Annotated in this window: 16 protein-coding genes; 9 read left to right on the plus strand and 7 right to left on the minus strand. The window is 70.4% G+C overall.

The window, feature by feature from the left end:
• The first annotated feature begins 15 nt into the window (after positions 1–15).
• The 3 genes from QFZ67_RS05675 to QFZ67_RS05685 all read left to right on the plus strand — a co-directional run bounded on the left by QFZ67_RS05675 (position 16) and on the right by QFZ67_RS05685 (position 3,039).
• Positions 16–936: a cation diffusion facilitator family transporter gene (locus QFZ67_RS05675; protein WP_307659988.1), complete on the plus strand. Its 921-nt coding sequence runs from the start codon at positions 16–18 to the stop codon at positions 934–936.
• Between the two features lie 161 nt (positions 937–1,097).
• Positions 1,098–2,159, plus strand: coding sequence for a S1 family peptidase (locus QFZ67_RS05680; protein ID WP_307659989.1), 1,062 nt, complete (start codon positions 1,098–1,100; stop codon positions 2,157–2,159).
• A 151-nt stretch (positions 2,160–2,310) separates the two neighbouring features.
• Positions 2,311–3,039 (plus strand): MerR family transcriptional regulator, encoded by a 729-nt coding sequence (locus tag QFZ67_RS05685; protein ID WP_307659990.1) that lies wholly within the window; start codon positions 2,311–2,313, stop codon positions 3,037–3,039.
• Positions 3,040–3,118: 79 nt separating this feature from the next.
• Here the strand turns inward: QFZ67_RS05685 and QFZ67_RS05690 are convergent, their stop codons facing one another.
• The 4 genes from QFZ67_RS05690 to QFZ67_RS05705 all read right to left on the minus strand — a co-directional run bounded on the left by QFZ67_RS05690 (position 3,119) and on the right by QFZ67_RS05705 (position 8,916).
• A complete protein-coding gene (locus QFZ67_RS05690) occupies positions 3,119–5,296 on the minus strand; it encodes a 3-hydroxyacyl-CoA dehydrogenase NAD-binding domain-containing protein (protein ID WP_307659991.1) in 2,178 nt (725 codons plus the stop codon).
• A gap of 101 nt (positions 5,297–5,397) precedes the next feature.
• Positions 5,398–6,612, minus strand: coding sequence for an acetyl-CoA C-acetyltransferase (locus tag QFZ67_RS05695; RefSeq protein WP_307659992.1), 1,215 nt, complete (start codon positions 6,610–6,612; stop codon positions 5,398–5,400).
• 22 nt (positions 6,613–6,634) lie between these two features.
• Positions 6,635–7,777 (minus strand): acyl-CoA dehydrogenase family protein, encoded by a 1,143-nt coding sequence (locus QFZ67_RS05700; protein WP_307659993.1) that lies wholly within the window; start codon positions 7,775–7,777, stop codon positions 6,635–6,637.
• Complete coding sequence (locus tag QFZ67_RS05705; protein WP_307659994.1) at positions 7,774–8,916, minus strand: CaiB/BaiF CoA-transferase family protein; 1,143 nt, start codon at positions 8,914–8,916, stop codon at positions 7,774–7,776. The genes QFZ67_RS05700 and QFZ67_RS05705 overlap by 4 nt, the downstream gene beginning before the upstream one ends.
• Before the next feature lie 278 nt (positions 8,917–9,194).
• Between QFZ67_RS05705 and QFZ67_RS05710 the strand changes: the two genes are divergently transcribed.
• On the plus strand, positions 9,195–10,394 hold the full coding sequence (locus QFZ67_RS05710; RefSeq protein WP_307659995.1) for a trans-acting enoyl reductase family protein: 1,200 nt from the start codon (positions 9,195–9,197) through the stop codon (positions 10,392–10,394).
• 37 nt (positions 10,395–10,431) lie between these two features.
• Here QFZ67_RS05710 and mmpA read toward each other — a convergent pair whose 3' ends face one another.
• Together mmpA and QFZ67_RS05720 are read right to left on the minus strand one after the other, a co-directional pair.
• Entirely contained in the window at positions 10,432–10,572 is a 141-nt protein-coding gene (gene mmpA / locus QFZ67_RS05715; RefSeq protein WP_307659996.1) for a morphogenic membrane protein MmpA, read from the minus strand.
• A gap of 130 nt (positions 10,573–10,702) precedes the next feature.
• Positions 10,703–11,395, minus strand: a complete 693-nt coding sequence (locus QFZ67_RS05720; protein ID WP_307659997.1) for an endonuclease V — start codon at positions 11,393–11,395, stop codon at positions 10,703–10,705.
• Between the two features lie 56 nt (positions 11,396–11,451).
• On the opposite strand from QFZ67_RS05720, the gene QFZ67_RS05725 reads away from it, so the two are divergent.
• Entirely contained in the window at positions 11,452–11,751 is a 300-nt protein-coding gene (locus QFZ67_RS05725; RefSeq protein WP_307659998.1) for a YciI family protein, read from the plus strand.
• 3 nt (positions 11,752–11,754) lie between these two features.
• Here the strand turns inward: QFZ67_RS05725 and QFZ67_RS05730 are convergent, their stop codons facing one another.
• Positions 11,755–12,852: an oxidoreductase gene (locus QFZ67_RS05730; RefSeq protein ID WP_307659999.1), complete on the minus strand. Its 1,098-nt coding sequence runs from the start codon at positions 12,850–12,852 to the stop codon at positions 11,755–11,757.
• A 74-nt stretch (positions 12,853–12,926) separates the two neighbouring features.
• Here QFZ67_RS05730 and QFZ67_RS05735 point away from each other — a divergent pair, with 74 nt between their 5' ends.
• The 4 genes from QFZ67_RS05735 (at position 12,927) to ddaH (ending at position 16,665) form a co-directional block, all read left to right on the plus strand.
• Complete coding sequence (locus QFZ67_RS05735; RefSeq protein WP_307660000.1) at positions 12,927–13,331, plus strand: (4Fe-4S)-binding protein; 405 nt, start codon at positions 12,927–12,929, stop codon at positions 13,329–13,331.
• A gap of 98 nt (positions 13,332–13,429) precedes the next feature.
• Entirely contained in the window at positions 13,430–13,846 is a 417-nt protein-coding gene (locus QFZ67_RS05740; RefSeq protein WP_307660001.1) for an SsgA family sporulation/cell division regulator, read from the plus strand.
• Positions 13,847–14,156: 310 nt separating this feature from the next.
• On the plus strand, positions 14,157–15,800 hold the full coding sequence (locus QFZ67_RS05745; RefSeq protein ID WP_307660002.1) for an ABC-F family ATP-binding cassette domain-containing protein: 1,644 nt from the start codon (positions 14,157–14,159) through the stop codon (positions 15,798–15,800).
• A gap of 88 nt (positions 15,801–15,888) precedes the next feature.
• Complete coding sequence (gene ddaH / locus QFZ67_RS05750) at positions 15,889–16,665, plus strand: dimethylargininase (protein WP_307660003.1); 777 nt, start codon at positions 15,889–15,891, stop codon at positions 16,663–16,665.
• The last annotated feature ends 99 nt before the right edge of the window (positions 16,666–16,764 follow it).

Consider the following 16,764-nt stretch of genomic DNA (forward strand, 5'->3'; position numbering starts at 1 on the left):
GTCACGGTGGTGACCATGACCGGTCACGGGCACGTTCATGGTCACCACCATCACCACGCTCATGAGCGCGTCGACGCCGCCCTCGAAGGGTCGGCGCAGGGGCTGCGGACGCTGTGGTTCTCCTTCGGCGTGCTCGCCGCCACGACAGCCGTCCAGGCGGTGATCGCGGCCGTGTCGGGGTCGGTGGCGCTGCTCGGCGACACCGTCCACAACGCCGCCGACGCGCTCACCGCGCTGCCGCTCGCCCTCGCCTTCGTCCTCGGCCGGCGGGCCGCCACCCGCCGCTACACCTACGGCTTCGGGCGGGCGGAGGATCTGGCGGGCGTTTTCGTGGTGCTGGTGATCGCCGCGTCCGCGGTCTTTGCCGGCTACGAGGCGCTGCGGCGGCTGTTCGAGCCGCAGGAGGTCAGCCATCTGGCGGCAGTGGCCGCGGCCGGTCTGGTGGGATTCGCCGGCAACGAGTGGGTGGCAGTGGCCCGGATCCGCACTGGCCGCAGGATCGGATCGGCCGCGCTGGTCGCTGACGGACTGCACGCCCGCAGTGACGGATTCACCTCTCTGGCCGTATTGCTGGGCGCGGGCGGAGCTGCACTCGGATGGCGGTGGGCCGATCCGCTGATCGGGCTCGCGATCACGGGGGCGATCGCGCTGGTGCTGCGCGGGGCGGCGCGCGAGATCTGGCACCGGCTGATGGACGCGGTGGACCCGGCGCTGGTCGACCAGGCCGAGCACGCGCTCTGTCATGTCGAGGGCGTACGGGCCGTGGGGGACGTACGAATGCGCTGGCTCGGGCACGATCTGCGGGCCGAGACGTCGATCGCGGTCGACCCCGCGCTGACGGTGGCGCAGGCGCACGCCGTGGCGCTTGCCGCGGAACACGTGCTGCTGCGCAGGGTCCGCCGGCTCACCGCGGCCACCGTCCAGATCCATCCCTGACACCCCTCGACCCCCTTCCGCCGAACGGGTGCTCCGGCGTTCTCGCGCGGCTGCCTGCGTGACAGGGCCATGCCGGATTTAATCCGGCACACCGGACTGGTCCAGTCCAAACTGCTTCTCGGCACCCCCACTACGGACTCGTACGAAGGAGAAGCCCCCCCATGAGACGCACGCTCCGCGCGCGCATCTGTCTTTCCGTCCTCCTCGTCCTGCCTGCCGCCGGTCTGGGCCCAGGCACCGCCGCGGCCGCCCCGGAACCACATCCGGGCGTCACTCCCTCGGCGATGCAGTACCAGCTGCGCAGCACTCTCGAACGTGCGCTCGGCGACCGCACCGCCGGTTCATATCTCGACGCCGACACGGGCGAACTGGTCGTCACCGTCACCGATGAGGCCGCGGCCGGCCAGGTCCGGGCCGCCGGCGCACACGCGAAGCGCGTCGAGCGCAGCACGGCCGAGCTTGAATCCGCCATGGCCGTCCTGGATGCCCGGGCGAAGATCACCGGCACCTCCTGGGGTATCGACCCCTCGACGAACCGGATCGCGATCGAGGCCGACCGGACCGTCTCCACGCGCTCAATGGCGCTGCTGAAGACGGTGGCCGCGAGTCTCGGCGATGCCGTGCGGATCAAGCGTGTCTCCGGAGTCCTCAAGAAGGAAGTGGTCGGCGGAGACGCGATCCACGGCGGCGGCTACCGCTGCTCGGCAGCCTTCAACGTCTCGAAGGGCACGGCCCATTACTTCGTGACGGCGGGCCACTGCACCAACACGGCCACAAGCTGGTCGACAACGTCCGACGGCGCGGCCATCGGGACCAGCGAGGGCACCAGTTTCCCGACCAACGACTACGGCATCGTCCGGTACACGGACGGCTCGCAGTCCGCCGGGGACGTCAACCTCTACAACGGCAGGTACCAGGACATCACGTCCGCGGCGGACGCCATCGTCGGCCAGGCCATCAGGAAGAGCGGCTCGACGTCCAAGGTGACCAGCGGCAAGGTCACCGCGGTGAACGTCACCGCCAACTACGGCGAGGGGCCGGTCTACAACTTGGTCCGCACCACCGCCTGCTCGGCGGGCGGCGACAGCGGCGGCGCGCACTTCGCGGGTGCCACCGCGCTGGGCATCCACTCGGGCAGCTCCGGCTGCTCCCGCACCAGGGGCTCGGCGATCCACCAGCCGGTGAAGGAAGTGCTCAGCGCGTACGGCGTGAACCTGGACTGAGGACCGACGCGGCGGGCGTGCCCACCAAGTGGGCACGCCCGCCGCGCTGTGCAGCCACTCCGACTGCGCGCCCAGATCCACAGGGCACTTTCACAACACTGGTGAGACAGCAATACTGTTGCACCGCGTGAGGAGAAAGTGAGGCGCACCCATGGCGACCGAGACCGAGGAGCCGACGCTCACCGTCGACGAGCTGGCCGCGCGGGCCGGGGTCACCGTGCGGACCGTGCGCTTCTACAGCACGCGCGGGCTGCTGCCTCCCCCGGCGATCGGGCCGCGGCGGGTCGGGCACTACGGCCCGGGTCATCTGTCCCGGCTGGCCCTCATCGAGGAGCTTCAGCACCAGGGCATGACTCTCGCAGCGATCGAGCGCTATCTGGAGCAGCTGCCGGAGGACCTGAGCGCGCACGATCTCGCCGTCCACCGTGCGCTGGTGGCCTCCTGGGCTCCGGATTCGGCCGAGGAGGCGTCCCATGCCGACTTGGAGCGCCGCGCGGGGCGGTCGCTGAGCGAGGAGGACATCGACCGGCTCGCGGCGATGGGTGTCCTGGAGCGCGCTGGCGACGCCGACGGCTACCGGCTCGACCCGGGGCTGCTGCGGCTCGGTGTGCAGCTGCTGGACGTGCCGATCGCGCACGAGACGATCCTCGCCGCCCGTACCGTCCTGCTGGAGCACACCCGCTCCGCCGCGCACGAACTCACCCGGCTGTTCCGGGACGAGGTGTGGAGCCCGTACCGGGAGCGGGAGTCGGACCCCGAGCATGTCGCGGCGATGAAGTCGCTGTCCGCCCATATGCAGCCGATGGTGGTGCAGGCGCTGGTGACCGCGTTCCAGCGGTCGCTGAAGGAGGAGCTGCGGGCCGCGTTCGCCACGGAGTAGTACCGCCGAGTGGTACGGCGCAGGCGTACCACCCGGCGTTCGTACCACTCGGCGGTTGACGCGGCCCCGGCCGCGACGGTCAGGCCTCGTCGCTGAACTTCTCGCCCCGCTCCGCCTTCTCGATCAGCAGCGCCGGCGGGTCGAAGCGGTCGCCGTACCGCTCGGCGAGCTCCCGGGCGCGCGCCACGAAGCCGGGCAGACCGCCCTCGTAGCCATTGATGTACTGCAGCACGCCGCCCGTCCAGGCCGGGAAGCCGATGCCCATGATGGAACCGATGTTGGCGTCGGCGACCGACGTCAGCACGTTCTCCTCCAGGCAGCGGACCGAGTCCAGCGCCTCCGAGAAGAGCATCCGCTCCTTCATGTCCTCGAAGGGCACGTCCACCTCGGAACGCGTGAAGTGCTCGCGCAGGCCCGGCCACAGCCCGGTCCGCTTTCCGTCCTCGCCGTACTCGTAGAAGCCCGCACCGCCGCTGCGGCCCGTACGCCCGAACTCGTCGACCATCCGGTCGATCACGGCGTCCGCCGGGTGCCCGGACCAGGTGCCGCGGGCCTCCTCGACCGCGCGCTTCGTCTCGTTGCGGATCTTGCGAGGCAGGGTGAGCGTCAGCTCGTCCATCAGGGAGAGCACCTTCGCCGGGTACCCGGCCTGCGCGGCGGCCTGCTCGACCGACGCCGGGTCGACGCCCTCGCCGACCATCGCCACGCCCTCGTTGATGAACTGGCCGATCACGCGCGAGGTGAAGAAACCGCGCGAATCATTGACGACGATCGGGGTCTTGTTGATCTGGCGGACCAGGTCGAAGGCGCGGGCCAGCGCCTCGTCACCGGTGCGCTCGCCCTTGATGATCTCGACGAGCGGCATCTTGTCGACGGGCGAGAAGAAGTGCAGCCCGATGAAGTCGACGGGCCGGGACACGCCTTCGGCGAGCACGGTGATGGGCAGGGTCGAGGTGTTGGAGCAGAGCAGCGCGTCCGGCTCGATGACGTCCTGGATCTCCTGGAACACCTTGTGCTTGAGTGCGGTGTCCTCGAACACCGCCTCGATCACGGCGTCGCAGCCCGCGAGATCCGCGGGTTCCGCGGTCGGCGTGATGCGGGCGAGCAGCGCGTCCCGCTTGGCCTCGGTCGTACGGCCCCGGGAGAGCGCCTTCGCGAGCAGCTGCTCGGAGTAGCCCTTGCCCTTCTCGGCAGCATCCAGAGACACGTCCTTGAGGACGACTTCGATGCCCGCCCGGGCGCAGGAGTACGCGATGCCCGCGCCCATCATCCCCGCGCCGAGGACGGCGACCTTGCGGACCGGGCGCGGCTCGATGCCCGCGGGGCGGTTGGCGCCGGAGTTGACCGCCTGCAGGTCGAAGAAGAACGCCTGGATCATGTTCTTGGCGATCCGGCCGGTGACCAGCTCGGTGAAGTAACGCGCCTCGATGGTCTGCGCGGTCTCGAAGTCGACCTGGGAGCCCTCGACGGCCGCCGCGAGGATATTGCGCGGGGCGGGATAGGGGGCGCCCGCGGTCTGCTTCTTCAGATTCGCGGGGTAGGCGGGGAGGTCGGCGGCGAACCGCGGGTTGGACGGGGTGCCGCCGGGGATCTTGTAGCCCTTGACGTCCCAGGGCTGCTGGGACTCGGGGTTGGCATCGATGAAGGCGCGCGCCTTGGCGAGCATCTCGTCGGTGGTGGCGGCCACTTCGTGGATCAGGCCGTTCTCCAGGGCCCGCTGCGGGGAGTACTGCGTACCCTGCAACAGCACCTTCAGCAGCGCGTCCGCGATACCCATCAGCCGTACGGTACGGGTGACGCCGCCGCCCGCCGGCAGCAGGCCGAGGGTGACCTCGGGCAGGCCGATCTTGGAGCCGGGCGCGTCGAGCGCGATGCGGTGGTGGCAGGCCAGGGCGATCTCGTAACCGCCGCCCAGCGCCGCGCCGTTGATCGCCGCGACGACGGGCTTGCCGAGGGTCTCGATCTTGCGCAGGGCGTGCTTGATGGCCATGCCGGTGTCGAAGACCTGCTCGGCGTTCTCCGGACCGACCTTGATCATGTCCTTGAGGTCGCCACCCGCGAAGAAGGTCTTCTTGGCGGAGGTGAAGATGATGCCGCGGATGGAGTCCTTCTCGGCCTCCGCGCGCTCGGCGATCGCCGCGATGGAGTCCTTGAAGGCCTGGTTCATCGTGTTGGCGGACTGATTGGGGTCGTCGAGGACGAGGGTGACGACGCCGTCGTCGCTCCGCTCCCAGCGGATGGTGGTGCTCTCGGTCATTGCGAAGTCTCCATGAGGTCTGGTCGGGCCGGGGCCCGGAAGGTCGCGAGGCGGCCGCCGCGCACGCGCGTCCCTGTGGACGGTGCGCCGGGGCCGTAGGGCTACAGGCGCTCGACCACCGTCGCGATGCCCATGCCGCCGCCGACGCAGAGCGTGACCAGGCCGTACCGCTTGTCCTGGCGCTCCAGTTCGTCGATGACCGTGCCGAGGATCATCGCGCCGGTGGCGCCGAGCGGGTGGCCCAGGGCGATCGCGCCGCCGTTGACGTTGATCTTGTCCAGCGGGAGGTCCAGGTCGCGGGCGAAGCGCAGGACGACACCGGCGAACGCCTCGTTGATCTCGACTAGGTCGATGTCGTCGATGGTGAGCCCGGCCTTGGCGAGCGCCTTGCGGGTGGCCGGCGCCGGGCCGGTGAGCATGATGGTCGGCTCGGAGCCGGAGACCGCGGCGGAGACGATCCGGGCGCGCGGGGTCAGGCCGTACCGCTCGCCGACCTCCTTCGTGCCGATCGCGACGAGCGCCGCGCCGTCGACGATGCCGGAGGAGTTGCCCGCGTGGTGTACGTGGTCGATCTTCTCCACCCAGTGGTACTTCTGCAGCGCCACCGCGTCGAAGCCGCCCATCTCGCCGATGCTCGCGAACGAGGGCTTGAGCGCGGCGAGGCTGTCCGCGGTGGTGCCGGGGCGCAGGTGCTCGTCCTGGTCGAGGACGACCAGGCCGTTGCGGTCGCGGACGGGGACGACGGAGCGGTCGAAGCGGCCGTCCTTCCATGCCTCCGCCGCCCGCTCCTGGGAGAGCGCGGCGTACTCGTCGACATCGCGGCGGGAGAAGCCCTCGATGGTGGCGATGAGGTCGGCGCCGATGCCCTGCGGGACGAAGCCCGTCTCGTAGTTGGTCATCGGGTCGGCGAACCAGGCGCCGCCGTCGGAGGCCATCGGCACCCGCGACATCGACTCGACGCCGCCCGCGAGCACCAGGTCCTCCCAGCCCGAACGGACCTTCATCGCGGCCATGTTGACGGCTTCGAGCCCCGAGGCACAGAAGCGGTTCTCCTGTACGCCCGCGACCGTGTCGGGCAGCCCGGCGGCGATGGCCGAGATACGGGCGATGTCGGAGCCCTGGTCCCCGACAGGGCCTACGACACCGAGCACGATGTCGTCGATCGCCGCCGGGTCGAGGCCGGGGAAACGGTTGCGGATCTCGTGGATCAGACCGACCACGAGGTCGATCGGCTTGGTGCCGTGCAGGGCACCATTGGCCTTACCGCGCCCGCGCGGGGTGCGGATCGCGTCGTACACATACGCTTCGGTACTCAAGACAGCAGCCTTTCAATGAGGGTCAGGCGAGAAGAGAACGGCCGATGATTTCCTTCATGATCTCGGTCGTGCCACCGTAGATCGTCTGGATACGGCCATCCGTGAAAGCCCTGGCGACGCGGTATTCCGTCATATAGCCGTAGCCGCCGTGCAATTGCAGGCAGCGGTCGGCGACGCGCTTTTGCAGTTCGGTGGCCCACCATTTGGCCATCGACGCGTGTACGGCGTCGAGTTCCCCGTTCGAGTGATCCACAATGCAGCGGTCGAGGAACGTACGGGTGACAGCGCATTCGGTGGCCATCTCGGCGATCTCGAACCGGATGTGCTGAAGCTTGGAGAGCGGGCGCCCGAAGGCCTCGCGCTCCTTCACATACTGGGTGGTGATCTCGAGCAGATACTCCGCGGCGGCGATTCCGGCGACCGCTATGCCCATCCGCTCCTGCGCGAGATTGGTCATCAGATGGATGAAGGCGCCGTTCAGCTCGCCGAGCAGATTCTCCTTGGGGACGCGCACGTCATTGAAGAACAGCTCGGCCGTGTCCTGGGACTTCTGGCCGATCTTGTCGAGGTTGCGGCCGCGCTCGAAGCCGTCCATGCCGCGTTCGACGACCAGCAGTGAGAGGCCCTTGGCCCCGCCCTCTGGGGTGGTCTTGGCGACGACGACCACCAGGTCGGCCAGGATGCCGTTGGAGATGAAGGTCTTGGAGCCGTTGAGGATCCAGTGGTCACCACGGTCCTCGGCGGCGGTGCGGATGCCCTGGAGGTCGGAGCCCGCGCCCGGCTCGGTCATCGCGATCGCGGTGATGATCTCGCCGCTGCAGAAGCCTGGCAGCCACCGCCGCTTCTGCTCATCGGTCGCGAGGCCGGTGAGGTAGGGGCCGATGATGTCGTTGTGCAGTCCGAGCGCGAGCCCGGCCGCGCCCGCCCGGGTGAACTCCTCGGCCAGCACGGCGCTGTAGCGGAAGTCGGCGTTCCCGCCACCTCCGTACTCCTCGGGCACGGCGAGTCCGAGCAGCCCCTGCTTCCCCGCGGCCAGCCAGGCGTCCCGGCTGACGATGCCGTCCTTCTCCCACTGCTCGTAGTGCGGCAGGACCTCCTTGGCGAGAAAGGTCCGGACGGTCTCACGGAACGCGTCGTGTTCGGCGGTGAAGATCTGACGCTTCAACTCTCGCCCTCCTTGGCGGGCTCGGCGAGGCCGGGCAGGTCCCAGTCGCGGGCCACTTCTGCGGTGTCGGCGCCCGGCTGGGCGGGGCCCCGGTACACGGAGCCGGGTGTGGCGGAGAAGCGGGGCGCGGGCGCGGGCTGGGTGAGTCCGCCGTGGTCGACGAACGTTCCGCGGGCCGCGAGATGCGCGTGCGAGGGGGCTTCCCGCAATGAGAGCACCGGGGCGACACAGGCGTCCGAGCCCTCGAAGACGGCGGTCCACTCCTCGCGCGTCCTGGTCTTGAAGCGGGCGGCGACGGCGGCGCGCAGCTCACCCCAGCGGGCGAAGTCCTTACGCGCCGGAGCCTCGTCCTTGATGCCGAGCAGCTCGATGAACTCGTTGTAGAACTGCTGCTCCAGTGCGCCGACCGCCATGTACTGGCCGTCGGCAGTCTCGTAGTTTCCGTAGAAGGGGCAGCCGCCGTCGAGCAGATTCGCCCCCCGCCGGTCCTGCCAGCCGCCGGCCGCCATCATGCCGTGGATCATCGTGGCGAGATGGGCGGCCCCGTCGACGATCGCCGCGTCCACGACCTGGCCGGCCCCGCCCTCGCTGCGGGCGTGTTGCAGGGCGGCGAGCACTCCGACGACAAGATAGAGCGAGCCGCCTGCGTAGTCGCCGACGAGGTTGGCCGGGACGGCCGGCGGCTCGTCGGGCTTGCCGATCATGCCGAGGGTGCCGGTGACGGCGATGTACGCGATGTCGTGTCCGGCGCGCTGGGCGAGTGGCCCCTCCTGGCCCCAGCCGGTCATGCGCCCGTACACCAGGCGCGGATTGCGGGCGAGGCACTGCTGCGGCCCGACGCCGAGCCGCTCGGCGACGCCGGGCCGGTAGCCCTCGATCAGTACGTCGGCCCGCTCGACCAGATCGAGTACCTGGCCGGGGCCGTCCGCCGCCTTGAGGTCGATCAGCACGGAGCGCTTGTTGCGGTTGGTGAGGTCGTACGCCGGATCGATGCTCAGCCCCGAGCCGCCGGGCCGGTCGACCCGTACGACATCGGCGCCGAGGTCGGCCAGGAGCATGGCGGCGAACGGACCGGGCCCGATACCCGCCAGTTCGACCACTCGCACTCCGGCCAGCGGGCCGGTGCCCATCGCTGCCATCAAGCCCCCAGCACTGTGACACAACTGATGTAACACCAGTGATGGTAAGAACGCGTTCCACTCGGCACAAGGCCCCGGGCCGAGCAAGCGCTTAGAATTGTCCGCAGACTACTCCCATACGGCAGCACGCCCAGATCGCCGCTGCGCCCCGGCGCGGCGGACGATCCGGGCCGCGCGGCCCGGCATGTTACCGATGGGAAACGCATCTTCTTCCCGACCCCGTTCGCACGCTAGCCTCAGCCACCGACACGACCGCGGGGGCAACGGCGGAGGGGCCATTGAACAGGCAGAACGGGACCGGTCGCGCGCAGCGCCCGTACGACATCGTGCTCTTCGGAGCGACGGGCTTCGTCGGCGTGCTCACCGCCGAGTACCTCGCGGCGCACGCGCCCGACGGATGCCGCTGGGCCGTCGCGGGCCGCAGCCGGCAGAAGCTGGAGCGGCTGCGTGAGCGGCTTGCCGCCAAGCATCCCGGCTGCGTCGAGCTGCCGCTGATCGAGGCGGACGCGGACGACCCCGACGCGCTGCGCGAACTCGCCGAGTCCACCCATGTGGTGGCCACGACGGTCGGCCCCTACATCTGGTACGGCGAGCCGCTGGTCGCCGCCTGCGCGGAAGCCGGGACCGACTACGTCGATCTGACCGGCGAGCCCGAGTTCGTGGACCTGATGTACGTACGCCATGACGCGCGGGCCCGGGAGACCGGGGCGCGGCTCGTCCACGCCTGCGGCTTCGACTCCGTCCCGCACGACCTGGGGGCGTACTTCACCGTCCAGCACCTTCCCGAGGACGTGCCGCTGCGCGTCGACGGGTTCGTACGCTCCAACGCCACCTTCTCCGGCGGGACGTTCGCCTCCGCGCTCACCGCGATGGGCCGCGGCCGGCAGATGCTGCGGGCCGCGCACGACCGGCGGCTGCACGAGCCGCGGCTGGTGGGACGGCGGGCGCGGGCCCCCCTCGGCGGGCCGCGGTTCAGCCGGGAGACCGGCGCGTGGGCGCTGCCGCTGCCGACTGTGGACCGGCAGATCGTGGCGCGCTCGGCGCGGGCCCTGCCACGGTACGGTCCGGACTTCCGCTACCGGCACTACGCGGCGGTCCGCACGCTTCCCATGGCGGCGGGTGGTACGGCGGCCGTGGGAGCGCTCTTCGGTCTGGCTCAACTACCCCCCGCCCGGCGCTGGTTGTCGGACCGGATCAAGCCGGGCGAGGGTCCGGACGAGCGGCGCAGGGCGAAGAGCTGGTTCTCGGTGCGTTTCGTGGGCGAAGGCGGCGGCCGCACGGTGTTCACGGAGGTCTCGGGCGGCGATCCGGGCTACGACGAGACGGCGAAGATGCTCGCCGAGTCGGCGCTGTGCCTGGCCTTCGACCAACTGCCGGGCGCCGCGGGGCAGGTCACGACGGCGGTCGCGATGGGTGATGCGCTGCTGGAGCGGCTGCAGGCGGCCGGCATCCGGTTCCGGGTGGCCGCCACGCGCTGAGGAGCCAGGGAGCCGGGCCGCGGACATGTGCGGCAGGTCAGCCGGTCAGCGCCGCGTAGACCATCGATCCCACCCAGCCGAAGCCCGCGAGGGCGGCCAGGATGAGTACGGCCGTCACGATGCGCTCGACGGGGTGGGTGGTGATCTCGGTCGCGCTGTGCGTCGTCTGAGTCGTCATGCCAGGGAGGATGCCGATCGCGCCCGGCTCCTGACATCCGCTCAGATACTCAGTTCGCAGACGCTGGTGGTACCTGAATACTCAGTTCGCAGGCGCTGGTACCCAGGTACTCACTTCACTGCCTGGGCACTTACGCAGTCGCCTCCGCAAGGGCGCGCCGGCACAACCGGTCCGCGAGCCGCGTGCTCTCGGGGAGCCGGTAGCCGGGCGCAAGGCGGAGGGTGTGTGCGCAGGCGTTGTCGAGCGTCGTGCGGTGGCCGACGGAGACGAAGACCGGCTTGACGCCGTCCTGGGTGCGCAGCGCGCGGCCGACCTCCTCGCCGTCGTCCGCGCGCAGCGCCGCGAAGTCGCCTCGCCTCGGCCCGAGTTCGCCGTAGCTGAAGGCGAAGGGGTTCTTGGCGACACCGATCACCGGCAGCCCTGTCAGCACGCCGAGATGGCTGGCGAGCCCGAACCGGCGGGGGTGCGCCCGGCCGTAGCCGTCGCAGACGACGAGGCCGGGGTCCCGGGTGAGGGACTCCAGGGCGGCGAGCACGGCCGGGATCTCCCGGAAGGCCAGCAGTCCGGGCACGTAGGGGAAGGCGACCCTGCCCACCGCGGTGGCCTCCTCGACGACCGTGAGCGTCGCGGCGTCCAGGACGACGGCCGCCGCGGCGACGACATCGCGCTCGTCGTCGTACGCCACATCGACGCCGGTCACAAGGCCCGTACCCGGCTCCGGGCCGGGCTCGTCCAGGACGACGCGTGTGCGCAGCTCGTCCTGTACGGCCAGGGCCGCAGTCTCGTCGACGGGCCAGTCGGCGGGCGTCTCGATGATCTTCATGATGCCGTCCACCCTACGACCGCCGCTCGATATCGACCTGACGTAGCCTGGCGATCATGTTCGTACTGGAATTGACCTACACCGCACCGGTCGAGCGCGTCGACGAGCTCCTCGAGGCGCATGTGGCGTGGCTGGACGCGCTGTACGAGGACGGCGTGTTCATCGCGTCGGGCCGCAAGAACCCGCGCGACGGCGGGGTGATCCTGGCCGTCGGGGACGACCGCGCGCGGATCGAGAAGATCGCGGCGGCCGACCCCTTCACGGTCGGCGGCGTGTGCGAGTACCGGATCACGGAGTTCATCGCGACGAAGACGGCGCCCGAACTCGCCCCGTACAAGCAGCAGTTGCCCTCCTAGGGGCTAGAACTCCAGCCGCGCGACGCGGCCCTTCTCGCCCGATGCCCAGCACCCGAAGTCGGGCGTGCAGTCCACCGTGTCGTACGAACCGGTGTCGACCGTGCGCCAGCTGCGGCCGCCGTCCAGTGTCAGATCGGTCCCGGTCGGTCCGACGGCGAGCGCGGCCGACCTGCTGTGCGGCAGCCAGGCCACGCCGGAACGGTAGGCCGGCGGCGGTGTCTTCGACTGCTGCCAGCTGCGGCCGCCGTCCCCGCTGACCGCTCCGGCGTCCGGGGACGCCTGGCCGGCGCGGTAGTCGCCGCCGACGGCGATGCCATGAGCACGGTCACGGAAGGCGAGCCCGAAGACCCCACGCGCCGGGTCCCCGGCCGGGACGGTCGATTCGGCGACGGTCCAGTTCAGGCCGCGGTCGGCCGAGTGCAGCACGCGCGCGGTGGCGCCGCCGCCGGTCGCCAGCCAGACGTCCTTCGGCCCGGAGCTGACCAGGCACTGGCCGCTGGCGGCGAAGGCCGCCTCGCCCGGCAGCGCCGCCGGCATACCGGCATCCGGCAGCACCTTCCATGACTTTCCGCCGTCGCCGGTGGACAGGATGCGGTACTTGCCGTCCACCGGGTCGCTCATGGCGAGGCCGTGCCGGCTGTCGAAGAAGGTGACGCAGTCGTAGAAGGCCTTCGGGTCGGTATTGCGGAAGGACTCCGTCCAGCTCGCCCCGCCGTCCTCGGTGCGGAAGACCCGGGACGCCTCGCCCTCCCCAATTGCCAGCACCACCGCGCGCCGGCTGTCGAATGCCTCGATGTCGCGGAACTCCAGCTCGCCCGCCCCCGGCGGGGAGACGTTCCGCCAGCTGCCGCCGCCGTCCGCGGTGCGCAGCACGGTGCCCTTCGAGCCCGCGACCCAGGCGGCTTTGCGGCTGACGGCCGCGAGGCCCCTGAACCGTACGTCGGCACCGGTGTCCTTCAGGCTCCAGCTCGGCCCTTTCGCGCTGCCCACACCACTACCGCTCTGCTCGGCCGCCTGCGCCGGTGCGGCCAGCGCCGCGGCCACCGCCGCCGCGCACAGTCCCACCGACACCGTTCGTCTCGTCTTCCCCATGGACGTCATGGCGCTGGAAGCTAGCCCACGGGCCGGACCCCGTCCAGGGTGCGGCCGGTGGCCCACGTTCATACGCTGGGCCCATGTCCCAACCCAAGGAGTACGAGGGCCGGGAGGCCACCGTCACCTTCGAGCCGCGGCGCTGTCTGCACGCGGCCGAATGCGTACGGGGTCTCCCGCAGGTCTTCGACCTCGACCGGCGGCCGTGGGTGCAGCCCGACGGCGCCGCCGCCGACCGCGTCGCCGAGGTGGTGCGCCGCTGCCCGTCCGGCGCCCTGCAGTACCGGTTGTCCGACGGCGCCGCGGAGGAGCCCGACCGGCCGACCACCGTCAGCCGGGCCGTCGCCGGGCAGCTCGTCATGCGCGGCGATCTCGACATCCGCACCGCGCACGGCGACCGGCACGAGACGCGAGTGACGCTGTGCGGCTGCGGCGCGAGCGGCAATGAGCCGTATTGCGACCATTCGGGGCCCTGCGCCGAGCGGTGACGCAGGTCACCCTCTCTCCCGATGCACGGAATCCGTCTGTCTGTCGTCTCTCCCGGTGTAAGGGAGACGTCAGCGAGCCGCGCAAGAAGGAGCAGGCCTTGTCCACCGTCATCGAGCAGGCCGTGCAGGCCCGCCTGGTCGCCTCCGCGCCCCAGATGGAGTCTGTTCCGATAACGCTGCGTTACGACCGCGAGGATCCCTTCGCCGTACGCATGGCCTTCCCGCCCCCGGCGACGCTGGAGGGCAACGAAGTGTCCTGGGCGTTCTCGCGTGAGCTGCTCGCGGCGGGCATCGACGCTCCGGCAGGCGTCGGCGACGTACGCGTCAGGCCCTACGGCTACGACCGCACGGTGGTGGAGTTCCACGCCTCGGAGGGGGTGGCGATGGTGCATGTCCGCACCAGCGACCTGCGCCGCTTCCTCAGGCGCGTCCAGGGCATGGTCCCCGACGGCCGTGAGCATCTCTACCTGGATCTCGACCACAATCTGGCCGAGCTGCTGCGCGACGCCTGCTGACTTCTGCCGGCTTTGGCCGTCGGACGATAATTCGTTGACGCCGCCAGAGCCCCCTCGTACGGTGTACACGGTCCTGTTGTCGTCGATTGGAGTAGGACGTTGCTCGTCTGAGGTCCTGAGACACCGTGCGTCACAGCTTCTTCAACCATGCTGTGCGCTTCGCGTGCGACCTCGGCGTTCGAGCCGTCCTCGGCATTCGAGCCGTCCTCCCCGACCGGGCCCTTTCCCTCTTTGTCCCGGCGGCCGTCGCCCGCGCCGCGGTGTCTCCACCCGTTGCCCATGCCCTTTTCCACGCAACCGGGAGACCCGTATGTCTACTGCCCCCACTCACATCACCTGCTCCTCCCTCACCTTCGCCTGGCCGGACGGCACCGGGGTACTCGACGACTTCCAACTGGCGGTCGGCCCCGGCAGAACCGGCCTTACCGGACTCAACGGATCAGGAAAATCAACGCTGTTGAGGCTGATCGCCGGTGATCTGACGCCGACGGACGGAACGGTCCGCACCGCGGGCGAGGTCGGCTACCTGCCGCAGAACCTGGTGCTCGACACCGCGCTGCGGGTCGACCAAGTGCTGGGCATCGCCGCGACGCGCGCCGCGCTGCACGCCATCGAAGCGGGCGATCCGAGCGAGGAGCACTTCACGGGGGTCGGCGACGACTGGGACGTCGAGGAGCGGGCGCGCGCCACCCTCGACCAGCTCGGGCTCGGCCATGTCGGCCTCGACCGCACCATCGGCGAGGTGTCGGGCGGCGAGGGCGTCCTGCTGCGGCTGGCCGCTCTGCTGCTGGCCAGGCCGGATGTGCTGCTGCTCGACGAGCCGACCAACAATCTCGATCTGTACGCGCGCAGACGGCTGTACGAAGCGGTCGCCGCCTGGTCCGGCGTGATGGTCGTGGTCAGCCACGACCGTGAACTGCTCAAGCTGGTCGACCAGATCGCCGATCTGCGCGACGGGGAGGTCACGTGGTACGGCGGCAACTTCTCCGCGTACGAGGAGGCGCTCGCCGTCGAACAGGAGGCCGCGGAGCGCATGGTGCGCGTCGCCGAGGCCGACGTACAGCGGCAGAAGCGTGAACTGGCCGACGCCCAGATCAAGTTGGCCCGTCGCAAGCGGTACGGACAGAAGATGTGGGACTCCAAGCGTGAGCCGAAGATCGTCATGGGTGCGCGCAAACGCGCGGCCCAGGAGTCGGCGGGCAAGCACCGCATCATGCACACGGAGAAGCTCACCGAGGCGAAGGAGCGGCTCGACGAGGCCGTGGACGCGGTCCGGGACGACGACGAGATCCGTATCGAGCTGCCGTACACCAAGGTCCATCCGGGCCGGGGCGTACTGCGGCTGAGTGGGCTGCGGCTGCGCTACGGAGCCGAGGTGAAGGGAGAGTTCGAGGTCCGCGGCCCCGAGCGGATCGCGCTGGTCGGCCGCAATGGAGCGGGCAAGACGACTCTGCTGCGCACGATCACCGGCGAGCTGGCGCCGGACGCCGGAGAGGCGGTGGCCGAGGTCCCGCTGCGCTTTCTGCCGCAGCGGCTCGATGTGCTGGACGACGGGCTGAGCGTGGTGGAGAACGTGGCGCGGTTCGCGCCGGACGCCACCAACAACCGGATCAGGGCGCGGCTCGCGCGCTTCCTGTTCCGGGGCGCGCGCGCCGACCAGCTCGCCGGGACGCTGTCGGGCGGGGAGCGGTTCCGCGCGGCGCTCGCCGCACTGCTGCTCGCCGAGCCGGCGCCGCAGCTGCTGATGCTCGACGAGCCGACGAACAATCTGGACATGGCCAGTGTGCGGAAGCTGACGGCGGCACTGGAGTCGTACGAGGGGGCGCTGATCGTGGTGAGTCACGATGTGCCGTTCCTGGAGTCGATCGGCATCACGCGCTGGCTGCTGCTGGACGGCGAACTCCGTGACATCACTGCGGACGAGGTACGGGAGGGTGAGCTGCCGAGGGCGTGACCACGCGCCTCGCGCCGGGGATTCCATCGCCCCGGGGCGGCGGGTCATGATGGGCCGACCGGACCGTATACCCCCTGGAGAACCCCCCGTGCCCAGCAGGAAAGCCCTGATCCGCCGCCCCGGCCCGCGCCTCGCCGAGGGCCTGGTCACCCATATCGAGCGCTCCCCGGTCGACGTCGATCTGGCGCTCCAGCAGTGGGAGACGTACGCCGAGACCCTGCGAGAGCACGGCTGGCAGACCGTCGAGACGGAGCCGGCCGACGACTGCCCGGACAGCGTCTTCATCGAGGACACCGTGGTGATGTTCCGCAATGTCGCGCTGATCGCCCGCCCGGGCGCCGAGTCCCGCAGGCCGGAGACGACGGCCGTCGAGGAGACCCTCGCCCGTCTCGGCTGCTCGGTGAACTGGGTGTGGGAGCCGGGCACCCTCGACGGCGGTGACGTCCTCAAGATCGGCGACACGATCTATGTGGGCCGCGGCGGCCGGACGAACGCGGCGGGGGTGCAGCAGCTGCGCGCCGCCTTCGAACCGCTCGGCGCCCGCGTCGTGGCCGTGCCCGTGAGCAAGGTGCTGCACCTGAAGTCGGCCGTGACCGCCCTGCCGGACTCCACCGTCATCGGCTACCCGCCGCTGGTAGACATCCCGTCCGTCTTCCCCCGCCACCTCCCGGTGCCCGAGGAGTCAGGCGCGCATGTGGTGCTGCTCGGCGGCGGGAAGCTGCTGATGGCGGCAAGCGCGCCGAAGACGGCGGAGCTGTTCACGGATCTCGGCTACCAGCCCGTGCCGGTGGACATCAGTGAGTTCGAGAAGCTGGAAGGCTGCGTGACCTGCCTCTCCGTACGCCTTCGTGACCTGTACGCATAACAGAACGTAACCGGACATCCGTCATGCGGGCTTGGCCCACGGCTTACTGCGGCTTTAACCTACGGTGTCGTAACCTACGAATCCGTAAGTAACTCTCCC

It is taken from the genome of Streptomyces sp. V1I1 (assembly GCF_030817355.1).
Taxonomy (GTDB): domain Bacteria; phylum Actinomycetota; class Actinomycetes; order Streptomycetales; family Streptomycetaceae; genus Streptomyces.

Coding starts and splice junctions, on each gene's coding strand:
- QFZ67_RS05675 (WP_307659988.1), top strand. CDS start 16: ATGACCGGTCACGGGCACGTTCATGGTCACCACCATCACCACGCTCAT.
- QFZ67_RS05680 (WP_307659989.1), top strand. CDS start 1,098: ATGAGACGCACGCTCCGCGCGCGCATCTGTCTTTCCGTCCTCCTCGTC.
- QFZ67_RS05685 (WP_307659990.1), top strand. CDS start 2,311: ATGGCGACCGAGACCGAGGAGCCGACGCTCACCGTCGACGAGCTGGCC.
- QFZ67_RS05690 (WP_307659991.1), bottom strand. CDS start 5,296: ATGACCGAGAGCACCACCATCCGCTGGGAGCGGAGCGACGACGGCGTC.
- QFZ67_RS05705 (WP_307659994.1), bottom strand. CDS start 8,916: ATGGCAGCGATGGGCACCGGCCCGCTGGCCGGAGTGCGAGTGGTCGAA.
- mmpA (WP_307659996.1), bottom strand. CDS start 10,572: ATGACGACTCAGACGACGCACAGCGCGACCGAGATCACCACCCACCCC.
- QFZ67_RS05720 (WP_307659997.1), bottom strand. CDS start 11,395: ATGAAGATCATCGAGACGCCCGCCGACTGGCCCGTCGACGAGACTGCG.
- QFZ67_RS05725 (WP_307659998.1), top strand. CDS start 11,452: ATGTTCGTACTGGAATTGACCTACACCGCACCGGTCGAGCGCGTCGAC.
- QFZ67_RS05730 (WP_307659999.1), bottom strand. CDS start 12,852: ATGACGTCCATGGGGAAGACGAGACGAACGGTGTCGGTGGGACTGTGC.
- QFZ67_RS05735 (WP_307660000.1), top strand. CDS start 12,927: ATGTCCCAACCCAAGGAGTACGAGGGCCGGGAGGCCACCGTCACCTTC.
- QFZ67_RS05745 (WP_307660002.1), top strand. CDS start 14,157: ATGTCTACTGCCCCCACTCACATCACCTGCTCCTCCCTCACCTTCGCC.